Origin of the sequence: Desulfomarina profundi, assembly GCF_019703855.1 — a bacterium.
Taxonomy (GTDB): Bacteria; Desulfobacterota; Desulfobulbia; order Desulfobulbales; family Desulfocapsaceae; genus Desulfomarina; species Desulfomarina profundi.
This window is the reverse complement of record NZ_AP024086.1, coordinates 134,211-146,948: the sequence shown is the minus strand read 5'-3', so window position 1 is coordinate 146,948 and position 12,738 is coordinate 134,211. Positions and strand designations below refer to the sequence as shown.

Annotated in this window: 14 protein-coding genes; 9 read left to right on the top strand and 5 right to left on the bottom strand. The window is 39.5% G+C overall.

Annotation, left to right across the window (positions count from 1 at the left end):
- Positions 1-6 precede the first annotated feature (6 nt).
- A complete protein-coding gene (locus LO777_RS00660) occupies positions 7-1,212 on the top strand; it encodes a glycosyltransferase (RefSeq protein ID WP_228855670.1) in 1,206 nt (401 codons plus the stop codon).
- Here the strand turns inward: LO777_RS00660 and LO777_RS00655 are convergent.
- Together LO777_RS00655 and LO777_RS00650 are read right to left on the bottom strand one after the other, a co-directional pair.
- Positions 1,205-1,678 carry a YdcF family protein gene (locus tag LO777_RS00655; protein ID WP_268907589.1) on the bottom strand — a complete coding sequence of 158 codons (474 nt, stop codon included), beginning with the start codon at positions 1,676-1,678 and terminating at the stop codon, positions 1,205-1,207. The two genes, LO777_RS00660 and LO777_RS00655, sit on opposite strands and share 8 nt — an antisense overlap.
- Positions 1,678-1,962, bottom strand: a complete 285-nt coding sequence (locus LO777_RS00650) for a YdcF family protein (protein ID WP_228855669.1) — start codon at positions 1,960-1,962, stop codon at positions 1,678-1,680. The genes LO777_RS00655 and LO777_RS00650 overlap by 1 nt, the downstream gene beginning before the upstream one ends.
- Positions 1,963-2,003: 41 nt before the next feature.
- Here LO777_RS00650 and LO777_RS00645 point away from each other — a divergent pair, with 41 nt between their 5' ends.
- The 8 genes from LO777_RS00645 to LO777_RS00610 all read left to right on the top strand — a co-directional run bounded on the left by LO777_RS00645 (position 2,004) and on the right by LO777_RS00610 (position 10,059).
- Positions 2,004-2,393 (top strand): hypothetical protein, encoded by a 390-nt coding sequence (locus LO777_RS00645; protein ID WP_228855668.1) that lies wholly within the window; start codon positions 2,004-2,006, stop codon positions 2,391-2,393.
- A 63-nt stretch (positions 2,394-2,456) separates the two neighbouring features.
- Positions 2,457-3,968 carry an IS5 family transposase gene (locus LO777_RS00640; RefSeq protein WP_456237671.1) on the top strand — a complete coding sequence of 504 codons (1,512 nt, stop codon included), beginning with the start codon at positions 2,457-2,459 and terminating at the stop codon, positions 3,966-3,968.
- Positions 3,969-4,018: 50 nt separating this feature from the next.
- Complete coding sequence (locus tag LO777_RS00635; protein WP_228855667.1) at positions 4,019-4,873, top strand: O-antigen ligase family protein; 855 nt, start codon at positions 4,019-4,021, stop codon at positions 4,871-4,873.
- Positions 4,870-5,751, top strand: coding sequence for a sulfotransferase family protein (locus tag LO777_RS00630; RefSeq protein WP_228855666.1), 882 nt, complete (start codon positions 4,870-4,872; stop codon positions 5,749-5,751). Before LO777_RS00635 ends, LO777_RS00630 begins: the two co-directional genes overlap by 4 nt.
- A gap of 85 nt (positions 5,752-5,836) precedes the next feature.
- Positions 5,837-6,388 carry an LbetaH domain-containing protein gene (locus LO777_RS00625; protein ID WP_228855665.1) on the top strand — a complete coding sequence of 184 codons (552 nt, stop codon included), beginning with the start codon at positions 5,837-5,839 and terminating at the stop codon, positions 6,386-6,388.
- Positions 6,389-6,420: 32 nt separating this feature from the next.
- Complete coding sequence (locus LO777_RS00620) at positions 6,421-7,869, top strand: oligosaccharide flippase family protein (protein ID WP_228855664.1); 1,449 nt, start codon at positions 6,421-6,423, stop codon at positions 7,867-7,869.
- The gene (locus LO777_RS00615) at positions 7,870-9,021 is read left to right on the top strand and encodes a glycosyltransferase (protein ID WP_268907484.1); all 1,152 of its coding nucleotides are present in this window, start codon (positions 7,870-7,872) and stop codon (positions 9,019-9,021) included. It abuts the gene before it with no gap.
- Positions 9,022-10,059 (top strand): polysaccharide deacetylase family protein, encoded by a 1,038-nt coding sequence (locus tag LO777_RS00610; protein ID WP_228855662.1) that lies wholly within the window; start codon positions 9,022-9,024, stop codon positions 10,057-10,059.
- On the opposite strand, the gene LO777_RS00605 is transcribed toward LO777_RS00610, so the two are convergent.
- From LO777_RS00605 to LO777_RS00595, 3 genes are read right to left on the bottom strand one after another with little or no spacing between them, the layout of a single operon-like run.
- Entirely contained in the window at positions 10,039-10,467 is a 429-nt protein-coding gene (locus tag LO777_RS00605) for an ATP-binding protein (protein WP_228855661.1), read from the bottom strand. The two genes, LO777_RS00610 and LO777_RS00605, sit on opposite strands and share 21 nt — an antisense overlap.
- The gene (locus LO777_RS00600; protein WP_228855660.1) at positions 10,467-11,237 is read right to left on the bottom strand and encodes a hypothetical protein; all 771 of its coding nucleotides are present in this window, start codon (positions 11,235-11,237) and stop codon (positions 10,467-10,469) included. The genes LO777_RS00605 and LO777_RS00600 overlap by 1 nt, the downstream gene beginning before the upstream one ends.
- Positions 11,234-12,643 (bottom strand): hypothetical protein, encoded by a 1,410-nt coding sequence (locus LO777_RS00595; protein WP_228855659.1) that lies wholly within the window; start codon positions 12,641-12,643, stop codon positions 11,234-11,236. Before LO777_RS00595 ends, LO777_RS00600 begins: the two co-directional genes overlap by 4 nt.
- Between the last annotated feature and the right edge of the window lie 95 nt (positions 12,644-12,738).

The following is a 12,738-nucleotide window of genomic DNA, read 5'->3' as shown; positions in this document are numbered from 1 at the left end:
AACCACATGAATATCCTGTTTATCACTACAAAATGTCCATTGCCGACCAACGATGGACATTCTTTACGATCATTTAACCTCTTGAAACAGGTTGCTGCTGTCCACTCTGTCCATCTGTTGAGTTTTGTGAAATATCAACAGGAATATGACTCAATCCCCGAACTGGAAACAATCTGCAGCTCAGTCACATTACTGAATATTCCCGAAAACACTTCAAAAACAACACTCTTCAGGACCCTCATCCTTTCTGTATTTGCAGGAAAAGCATTTGTCACCTGTAAATATGACACACGGCAAATGCGGGAAACTATACGAACAAAAATAAAAGAAATTGATTTAATCCATTTTGACATGCTGCCCCTGGCTGTCTTTCTCGACGAAACCAATGGACTGCCAACTGTCTTGAATGAACATAATGTTGAATCCCTATTACTCCAGCGAAGACTCGAAAATGAACAGGGGATTATAAAAAAATGGTTTTTCAGCAGACAGCAAAAACTCCTGGAGCAATTTGAGCGCAATGCCTGTCGAAATGTTCATTCGATCATTACCTGTTCAGAGAATGACCTTGCTACCCTAAAGAGCTTTGCCCCGCAAACCCAGATAGACGTGGTGCCCAATGGTGTAGACACATCATATTTTGCGCCCCTTGTTTCCGAACCTGAAGAACCTCACAGTATGATTTTTATCGGCGGGCTGAACTGGTTTCCTAACTACGATGCACTGGAATGGTTTGATACCTGTATTTTTCCTGAAATTTTAAATCACTTTCCCGACGCCCATCTGCATATAATCGGAATCATGAGTGATACATTTCCATGGAAACATTCCCAGGCTACCACATGCTATGGCTTTGTTGATGACATTCGCCCCTATATGGCAAAAGCATCACTTTTTATTGTCCCGCTCAGGATTGGCGGTGGCACGCGCCTAAAGATTCTTAATGCCATGGCTATGGGAAAACCTGTAATTTCAACAACAATAGGGGCCGAAGGTCTGGGGGTGGTATCCGGAGAAAATATTCTCCTGGCGGATGATGAACAATCTTTTTGTAAAATGACGAAAAATCTTTTCAATCAATCCACACTAAGGAAAACACTCTCAGTAAACGCCAGGAATTTTATCAATGAACATTACCAGTGGAAGCATATAGGAAAAAAGCTACTCAATGTGTATAATAGTGTTTCCATGAAAAAAAGGAAATTCACGTAAGCTTCTTTTTGATCCAGGCCCAGGCAAGCCCAAGATATTCATGTATTGCTATTTGAGATGTCTGCAGGGCTTTTGCGCTCGGCTTCAGAGAAAAAGGGACTCGGGAGAGAATTTTAAAATCCACCGGCGCAGGTATCGGATTCAGGCCTTGGGCAGTAAACAGCTTGAGAGCCCTGGTCATATGGAAAGCTGAAGTCACTAAAACAAATTTCTTCCCGCTCAGCAGAGGTTTTAAAAGTCTTGCCTCTTCCATTGTATTTGTGGGATCCGGCATGACTGCAATATCGCTTCGAGGTACGTTGAGGGCTTCAGCAAGTCGAGCCATCATTTCGGCATTGCTGACAGGGTCATCTTCCGGTGGTGCCCCGGAAAGAATGAGTTTACTTCCCGGGTTTTGATTGTAGATGACAATAGCCTCAATTAATCGTTTTAATGAATCATCGCCAAGTTGACTTGAAAGAGGTATCAGTTGATTTGTTTTATGCCATCCCCCAGCACAACAATATAATTCAGACTATCCGGCTGTGGGATATATCGGGTATAATGAACCTGCAGGGGCTGAAGCAGGAAAGCAGCTACAGGAAAAAGACTGAAGCAGTAAAGGGAAAAAACACCAGTCAGGACCAGTGCAGCACCTTTGCCATTTTTCTTGCGAAAGAATAAAAACCATCCAAAAACAATGACTGAAAGTGACATGGGGAGTATCTGAGAACTTGCACGCAAAAAATCTACCAGTTTATTAACAGCCATATTCCTCCCCTTGTTTACTACTACTTTAAGGAACTATATCATTGTATTATGCTATTTTTTTGTTTTTAGTCCTGCTTCTTCCTCTCAGAAATATAGTGCTGAAAGTCCCAAATCTCTTTTTTGGAATAGATGGCTTTAATCTCACGAATATATTATTTGGATTTCTGGCTCTGGGAATTTTAACCGCAGGCAACAAAGAAAAAACAGTTGTATATCGCCCAAAACTGCAACTCCCTTTGATTTTATTTGTTCTCTACTTCTTTTTTCAGATTTTCCTTCAACCGGGATTTCATTCATATGAACGTCTGTTTGCCTGGTGGAAAGACGCTTTTCTATTCATGTTTCTTCTCTATTTTTTCGTCAATAAAACTATCACTGACACTAGAAAGATTGCCCTTAAAAAGTCTCAACACGTTGTTATTATGAACTAAATGTGGTGAAATAATGGTATAATGTGTAAGCTTATGCGGTAAACTACACTAAAAGGCTTGCACATGATTCGATACAAAAGCACGCGGCAACTGGGCTTGGAAGGTTTCAGCCTTCCCTTTGGCGGCAAACTTAATCCTGAAAATCGCTGGGTCAAATGGAGCCTTGCGATTCCCTGGGATGAACTCGCATCCGGCTATTACAAGAGCATGAGCTCTACTCAAGGACGTCCTGGCAAGGACGCCCGTCTTGTGATTGGAGCAGTGATTATAAAGCACAAGCTGAACTTGAGTGATGAGGAAACAGTGTTGCAGATCCAGGAGAATCCGTATCTGCAATATTTTGTAGGTTTGTCCTCATACAAGGACGAACCTCCCTTCACCGCAAGTTTGTTTGTCGAGATCCGAAAAAGGATGGGCAGAAAAGTTTTTTTATCTTTTGAAGAGACCATTCTCAGCAGTATTGAGAAAAAAAGGCACCGGAAAACATCGAAATTACCAGGCTCTGATGATCCTGAGAACCATGGCAAAATGGTGGTTGATGCGACTGTTGCTGAGCAGGCCATTCGTTATCCCACAGACATCAGTCTGCTGAATGAGGCAAGAGAGATATCTGAACAACTGATAGATGAGCTTTACGCTATCAGCTCTTTGACCAAGAAACCGAGAACATACCGTCAACAGGCACGAAAACGATACCTGGCAATTTCAAAGAAACGAAATCCAGGCGGCAAGCTGCGCCGGAAAGCTACCAGGGAGCAGTTGCAGTATTTGCGCAGAAACTTTCGACATATAGAGATGCTGCTCGACATGATCGGTGGCAGGTCCTTCCCGCTGCACCATAACCGGCAGCGGCAGTATTGGATCATCCACCATTTGTATGGACAGCAGTACAGGATGTACAAAGAGAAGAAACGACGTTGTGATGACCGCATCGTTAGTATTTCTCAGCCGCATGTTCGTCCTATTGTTCGCGGCAAAGCAAGCCATAAGGTAGAGTTCGGCTCGAAACTGAGTGTCAGCATGGTTGATGGTATTGCCCTGGTCGACCATTTCGGATGGGATGCCTTTAATGAAAGTACTGACTTGATCACGCAGATTGAAGCGTACAAAAGGCGATATGGGTGTTTCCCGGAAGTTGTTCTTGCCGATGGCATCTATGGCACCAGAGCTAATCGGAAATACATGAAGCAAAACAATATCCGGTTTGGCGGTAAACCTCTTGGTCGTCCCAAGAGACAAACAGCAGGGAATGCAGAGCAACTCAAGCAGGAGAAACTGCAACGAAGACAAGATGCCCTTGATCGAATTCCGATAGAGGGCAAGTTTGGCCAAGGTAAAAATGGCTATCGGCTCAACTATATCCGTGCCAGAACACTGAAAACATCAGAAGCATGGATTAATAGCATTTTCCTGGTGATGAACCTGATGGTTCTGCTCAGGTTTTGCTGTGCTCTGCTAACAGGTGTATCAAAAAAGGTCCAACAAGACCTATTTGCCAACTTGCTGGCCGAAGCATTATCCGTTTTTGTATTTCAGGTTATGCGCTGGAGTACGATCCTTGTGCCAAACAGATGACTTTTTGAGGATACTCTAGAAAGATCCTCATCATACTTGCAGTGATGTTTGTGGCAAACATCTATATGGACATCTACTTCTGGCGCTGGGTAAGATGGATGAATTTTGATAATTTTGCCGATAAAATGAAAACTGTGAATGGAACTTTCGGCGATGTTGGCGGCTGTAATGAGTGGGCTGCATTTTTTTCAACGTATACATTATTGATCATAGCATTATTAAACAAATTTAAAAGGAAATCGATTAATATTTCATTAAAAATTCTTGCGATCGCAAATATTATTGTTCTGCTGTTTACTTTTTCAAGGGGTGGATATGCAGCCCTTATCGCCGGTATCACCTATCTCTTAATAAAGGCCAGGAAATATGCCTATATCCTGCTTCTCCTGGCATTGCCTCTCTGCTATACAGTAGTCCTCCCCGAAGCGGTTGTTGAACGCATACAGATGTCTTTTGAAAAAAATGACCTGGGAGTTGCGGCAGACCAGGACATTGAAAGCCGAGTGTTTATGTGGAAGGAGGCTGTATCTATGATAAAAAAAGCACCTGTTTTCGGCCATGGGCTGTTAAGTTTCAGATACAGCCACTGGAGAAATCCCCATAATCAGCATTTGAATATTTTTGTCCAGGGAGGTCTTATAGGTTATCTGTTTTTTATATGGTTATTTATTGCCTCATTCAGAGACTCAAACCACCTTGCACAGACAGGAAAAAATGAGTTTTCCCGTTCATTCGGGGTGGGTATGTGCGCCATGACCGTTTCGCTGTTCATAGGAAACCTTTTTGGTGACAGATGGAGTTATTATGTCCTCACAGGATATTACTGGATTTTAAACGGTATTGTCCTGGTTCTCATAAACCAGTCTGCATCTTCCACTTCAGAATCCGAGAGCTTAACATTATGACTGCTCTAAAATCTCCTGTTTTTGTTGTTGGATGTGCCCGTTCCGGTACCAGTCTTGTCTACTCAATACTCCTGGCAAGCAATGAATTTGCCCACTATGAAGCTGAAACTCTCTTACTGCGTACCTGTGCCGACAAATATGGAAAATTAAACAGAGAGCGTAATTATAATAAATTTATTCAGGGTTGGGTACAGTCCAAACAATTTATTCGTTCTGGTCTCAACCAGGATCGTTTTTTACTCAACGCTCCGAATCACAGCTCTAATTATCTAGATTTTCTAGATTTTTTTATGACATCCATAGCTATAGATCAGGGAAAATTCCGCTGGGCTGAAAACACTCCTAACCATATCCTGGAAATTACTAATATAGCAAAACACTTCCCCGACGCCAGATTTATCCATGTTATAAGAGATGGAAGGGCAGTTGCATCCTCTCTGGACAAACTCAACTGGATTTCTCTCAAACACCCTGCACTGAGGATGATAAGTGCAGGTATACACTGGAAGACTCAAGTAAAACAGGGAAGAAAACAAGGGAAAAAATTAGACAGAAATTATATGGAGCTCTTTTATGAGGAGCTTATTGAGAATCCGGAAAAAGTTTTACAAGAATTATCCGTTTTTACAGGAACAACAATCAATTTACAAATCTTGGAAAACAACCGATATAGTTCACTGAAAAAAAATAATTCTGTCTACAGTGATAACATAAAATCAGAAAAAAATCGTATTTTTTCAAGTAGCGCTGTTGACAAATGGAAAACAAGCCTCTCTTCTGAAGACCAGGCAATTCTCAACACTGTAACAGGTGATCTGCTGGAGGAGCTTGGCTTTCATGTGGGCTCAAAAACTTCAGTAAACTGGTCTACCGTCTGATTTTGTTATTTTGTGTACTATTTAAAAGAAATATTACGACACAGAACAATCCTCGGCCGTTTTTCACAAATAGGACTTGAACCTAATGAATAAAAAAAAATATCCGTCATTACTGAAACTCAAACAGGATATCCGGAGATATCTCACTGACCTTGATTTAAATTTATCAATCAAATTAATTTTTATAATTGACTTCTGGCCTGTATTACTGCTGCGTCTGGAGGAACTGACCCTTGAATTAAACAGATTTCCAGGTTCCTTGCTCAATATTGTCCTCTTGTTTCTCCGTCCATTTATACAGGGAATGTCTGGTACCAGAATCTTTAATGGCGCTCAACTTGGAGAAGGATTTCTTATCCATACAAGCGTTGGCGTCGTAATTACAGCCGAAGCAGTTATTGGTACAAACTGTACTGTCTTTTCAGGAGCCTCAGTGGTTCATTCTGCAAATAACAAGGGAGAAGGCGCTGCAACTATTGGCGATAATGTGAAATTAATGAATGGCTGCAAGGTTATAGGCCCTGTTAATATAGGCAATAATGTTATTGTTGCCAGCAACGCAGTTGTCTTGCAAGACATACCTGGCAATTCAATTGCTGTCGGCATCCCAGCTGTTATTAAGGTTAAAAACAGTTAACACAGCTTTACTTACATTGTTTCTTTAAATAAATGCCGTCACTAATAAAAAAAACTATCCGTCACAGTAGCGGTTATCTAATCACACAAATATTATCGAGACTTGCCGGGTTTGTCTCCTTCCCTGTAGTCACCCGTTTATTAACCGTGCATGATTACGGTCTTCTTGCTCTGGCGAATACTGCTTTATTATTTCTCTATGCAATAGGGAAATCTGGTATTCCAAATTCACTTATTACACAATTATCTGAGAAGGCACATACAACTACCAACAACATTTATTTCAACGCATTATTGACAGTTTCAGGCACAACCTTGCTTACCTGTTGCACCTATCTTCTTTTCTTATTCATTATTAAACATTTTTTCAGTGTTCCGGTTTTTTTCTACTTTCTACCCATTCTCGTGATTTTTCGCAATTTTTTTGCAGTCTCCCTGTCACGGCTTCAAGCTCGTGAAAAAATAACTCAGTACAACATTCTTTCCGCCTCTCTGGAAACGGGATCCACCATTACTGTTCTATTTTTTCTTTTTCTCTCTGTTCCGACTGTAGATGAGATTTTTAAAGCGAAAATCGTTTTTGAGTCTATTTTTATAATACTTGCACTCTATTTTCCCCTTAGACTGCTCGATAAATTAGACAGAATTATTTCAAAAGAACTTATTAAAAAGCTTCTGTCATTCGGGATACCTCTTGTCTGGCTGGAAATCTCGATGATTATTATGACTTTTGGAGACAGGTATCAGATTGGTTATCTGAATGATGCAAAATCAGTAGGTCTTTACACTGCAGGCTATAATCTAGCTCAATATATGCAGCAAATTATCACCCAACCTTTGAGTCTTGCTATTTATCCTATATATAATAAACTTTTTACTGAAAAGGGAGAAACAGAAACAGGCCTGTTTTTAGATACAGTCCTCCGGTATTATTTTGCAGTTACAATTCCTTTACTGATCTTTCTCACAGTCCACGCAAAAATCTTGTTGAGTTTTCTCGCTTCAGAAAAGTATCAAGCTGCAGCAACTGTTGTCCCGATAGTTTTTTTGGGGAACCTCATCAATGGTGCAGTGCCAATAATAAGTGCAGGTCTTTATTTATCAAGAAATACAAAAATTCTTGGAAAAATTACTGTGTATGCAGCAATTAGCAATATAATATTGAACTGGTATTTTATCAGTGTATTCGGGTATGTGGGAGCTGCTTTTACTACTCTACTTTCCTTTATGTTTTTATTTCTTCTCGTCAAACACAATGCAGACCGATTGCTGAAAATCAAATTTCCTGTAACCTCATGCTTCCTTTATCTATCTTTTGCAATCTGTGCTGTTTTACCATCATTTTTATTTACTGAAACAAAACTTCTACCGCTTATTCTCTCTTCTATTATTTTTATCTTAATATACAGCTCATTGACCATTGCAACTGATCGAAAACTATCAGGTTACCTAAAAAATTACTTTTTCAGGGACAAATTATAAATGTCTCAAACCAGGAAAATAAAAATATTAATCATCACCGACACAAGAGTGTCAGGGCTTGGAGGCAGTGAAAAACATATTCGTTTTATCCTCGATAATCTTGACCTTTTGACCTTTGAGTTTCATGTTGCCGAATTTCAGGGAGCAGATTCACTTAAAACAAAAAATGATATTCTAGAAGAAAAAACATGGCCGAATGTCAGCTTGATCAAACTTGATGTTAAACGTATTTATGGCACCGGGGCATTGAAAGCTCTGTTCATCTTGTCCCGAATTGTAAGAAAAGAAAAAATTGATATTACGATATCATTTCATGAAAAATCTGATATTATCAACGCTCTTTTATTCAAAAACAAACAGGGGAAACCTGTAAAAATTTCAAGCAGGAGGGACATGTATATCTGTCCAAGTTCTTTTCTGCTGAACTTACGCAAACTGCTTTCACCATTTTATGACTATATAACTGCACCATGTAAAGCGATTCTTGACAAAGTATCAGAAATCGAAAATTTTCCTGAAGACAGAATGCATGTGATTCACAACAGTGTAGACACTTCTTTTTATGTACCGAATGATAAGACCTTTCTCAGTAGCCACAAGAAAGCTATAACCGGAAAATATAAAATCGCATGCATTGGGAATTTAAAAGAAGTTAAAGGTCATCGTTATCTGCTCGAAGCCTTTTCAATATTCTTAAACGAATTTCCAGAAAGTCAATTACTGCTGGTAGGCGAAGACAATGGAAGTGAGAATGATATAATAAATCAGATCAAAAACCTTTCATTGAACAAATCTGTTTTCTTACTGGGAGGACGCACTGACATAAGCAGTATCCTGCAAGAATGTGATTTCATTGTGTCTGCCTCCCTTTCAGAGGGACTCTCCAATGCACTTCTTGAAGGTTTGTCCTGTGGTCTTCCTATAATTGCTACGGACGTAGGAGGTAATAGAGAAATTGTTATGGATGGTACGAACGGATTCCTTTGTAGACCTGCGAATTCTGCCGAAATGGCAGACAAAATGCTGCATCTTTGTCATAACTGTGATCTTTTTGAGTTCTCCAAAAAATCCAGAAAAATGGCCTGTCTTAAATTCAGTACAGGTCAGCTTCTTGAATCATACAATGCTTTTTTTCAGAAATTTCAGATTTAAATGAAATATTTAATCAAAACCTTAATTCTTTGGACAGCATCCATATTGTGTAGATACAGTGGACTTGACACTTTTATACGACATTTCCGCCAACCATCCTGTACGATTTTGACTTTTCATCGTCTCGGGTCTTACGATGACCCTTTATTACTTTCCGTGGATCTTGATCGTTTTGATATGATTATTAAAACAATCAAATATGTATCCGAAATTGTTTCTCTCGACAGCGCATTGTATATTCTCAAGACCTCGACAAAAAGACATGTTTATGTATTAACATTTGACGATGGTTACGCAGACAATATTGTACTGAAAACATATCAGAAGAGGGGAATTCCCTCCATAGTTTACCTGGCAACCAGTCATATCGGCAAGGATTTGCTGTGGCCTCAGAAATTGACTGATGCTGTTATTTATTCCCAGGTTAACGTTCTCAATTTACTTGATATTAATAGGCAGAAGTACCAGATACGTACACGACAGCAGAAAATTTTTGCCTTACAGGAAATAAATACATGGTTGAAAACCCTTCCAAACACTCTTTTATCGAAACAAGTTGAGGAAATCATTAAAAGATGCAGCATCAATCAACTAACTCAGGCTGGTCGTATGTTAACGTGGAATGAGGTGCAGGTTTTAGCTGAAGCTGGTGTAACCATTGGTGCGCATACAATGAATCATGCAATTTTATCTCAAATTTCAACATTGGAAGCAAAGCATGAAATAGTCGGCAGCATTGCAACAATCTGTGAAAGAATTCATACTAACACACCTCTTGATTTTTCCTATCCCAATGGAAGAAATATAGATTTCAACAAAGACACGATCAATTTAGTCAGGAAAGCAGGTTGCAAATCTGCAGTTACAACTGTTTATGGCATCAACACTTCTTCATCTGACATACTGAAACTCAAACGAATCCCTGTAACAATGATTTCATTTCTTAACCCTTTCGGCAAATTTTCACCGAGTAGATTTCTCTCTGAAACCAGTGGCTTTATGGTTTTTATTAAAGAGTTAATGCAGAGGGATAAATAATTTTCGGGTGATTATTTTCATAATTTTTAATGTTGTCAACAGAAAAGGTAATGGATCCTGTAATGAAAAAAACGCATAAGAACGCGCCCTCATTAAACTCCGTAACCATTCTGTATCCGATATGGTACCTTCCTTTTTTTTCCTGTAAAATGATCCTATATCCCACTCAAAATTTATATAGTGCAAATTATCTTTCTGTGTTTCAGAAAAAGTACCCTCCGGCACCTGTTTATGAACGAGGCTGTTGTATGCGGCCCAAATCAGGTCAACTCCTGCATCAGAACAAATTTGATTTGTCATACCGATTCGACAATTAATATCGATAAGTATAAACCTTTTCTGTTTTTGATCATATAGAAAGTCCCAGTCCGCCAAACCATAATAACCAACCTTTTTCAAAGTCTTCATTACTGTATCTTCCAATTCAGGATTATACTCCGTACAAAGAAATGAACTAATACCTGAAGCAGGTGGATACTGTCGAATTTTGTGTAAAATACACATGATCGGAGATGGATAATTTTCAGCACAAAAGGAGACAACCTCCCAGGTAGCCTCATCCCCCCTGGGATAAATTCCTGTATGATACATTTTTCGAAAAGAAAGGAATATGTACGAAAAAAATTCTGCAATTCCTGGGCATCACTCACAAGAACCACTTTAGCCGGGAAGCCTGGAACATCAGAGAGTGTTGGTTTTATAATGGCTGGAAAACAATGTTTTGCAGCAAACACTTCCAAATCTTGCTCATTGTGAGGATAGATCGTGAAAGGGAGATGAAGTCCAAGCTGAATCAGATCATCAGTCCTGCTTTTATCGTTTAGCGATGAGAGAAGATCCTCCTCGGTATAATGGAAGAGAAATGATCCCTCCAACCTGCTTTTGTTTCTGGCAATAAATCTCACATACGTATCAGAAGTAGGAAAAAGAACACAGGGGTTAACTCCTGCCTTTTCATAAAGGGAATGAAGTGTGGCAAGCAGAGATTCGTCACTCCAATCTTCTGATATTTTAATTGCAGATTTAAGATATTTTGATGCATACCCAACTTCTTCTTTTTTACTGCAGTAGATACCAAAACACTCTATACCTCTCTTTCCCAGGCTACGAGTTACTCCCAGTCCATTTGCGGTGAGCCCGAGAACAATGGCCGGGTTTCCTTTTGTCTTCTGGATCAATTTTCTTCTATTAATTGAATAGTTGGAATCGGTATATTTGGAGCAGGTATGCCATTGAATTCATGCATTCCAATATCTGCAATATCCCTGGCATGACCAAAATAATCAGTAGCTGGAATTGTAGTTATTGCATCATTATATCCGACTTGGGTATTGACGGGTAAACCAGCGTTGATGGCAGAAGATCCAGACTGAATTCTAAAATCATAAATATCATCAACTTCATCAAAAGCGACAAACAATGGATCCTGCCCACAAATAGAATCTACTGAGTTTGTACAATCACTTCCCCCATCCTTGGCATTATAAAATAAATTATTTTTTACAGATTTCTCAAATCCGGAACATGTATTATAAATATAATACGCATCAACTTTTTTTGTTTCCGGATTTAAAACGTGTTTGCCGCCTCTAAATATATTATTTGTCATGTCTACTCTTTCGGTTCCATCACAATCGATACTACTTCCAGCCGAACTTGAAATAGAGACCATTATGTCTGAATTTCCACCTAGACTGTTATTTATAATAGTTGCAGAAGCACTATTTTTCTGTAACGTTACAGATAATGTTGCATTCCCTCTGCAGTGAACCACATCACCATTTATTGGCTTTCCCCGAAAATAACTGCAATCACCTGTCAATATATTGTTTTTTATAACAGTATTCCCGCCTGTTTTCAAATCATCTCCTGCGTTGTGCATAAACAGGCTGTTGGAAATAAATGATATACCGCTTCCTGTCCTCATATAGAGCATATCCAGCCCGTCCTCTACATTGCCAATAAATGTACTGTTGTCCCAATACCATGTTCCTCCTGTCTCCGCGAGTCCAACACCATCACCAAAACCACCGTTGTTACCACCGACACAGGAACCAGCTACGATAGAGCCTGTATTTGGATAATCTTCAACACAACCATTCCAGGAAATATCTACATGGTTAAATCTCATTGTTCCATAAAAACTGTTCGGAGTCTTACCTGGAGTTTCAGCATTTATTCCACCGGAATTATTATAACTGAATCTTGAATCTTCTACTGTCCAGTCAGTTATTTCAGCTCCACGAATCGCAGGTCCGGTAATGCCGTGAATATTAATATTTTTCATATACCAGTTTTGGACATTTCTCATTTCAATTCCACGTTGCACCCAGTCTCCATATGGATATCCGCTACTACTGCATTTTTGCACTGATTCGCCCAGATTATTATTTGTTGAACAATTACTATGGTCCGTAATTTCAATGCATTGCATTTCTATATTTGCTGTATTAAACATAGAAATCACTTGGGCAGATTTCTCAACGCCATATAGTTCAGGCGGATTAGAACACCCACTGTTCCACCCTTCACCCAGTATTCTTGTAGGATGATCAGGATCAAGACCAGCTGGAGGGGTTGCCATGGAACAATCCCACGGCCATAACTCATAACACCTGTTTGAATCATAAACTCCGGGAGTATGTCCCATTCTATATGACCCTGAGGCAATAATGACAG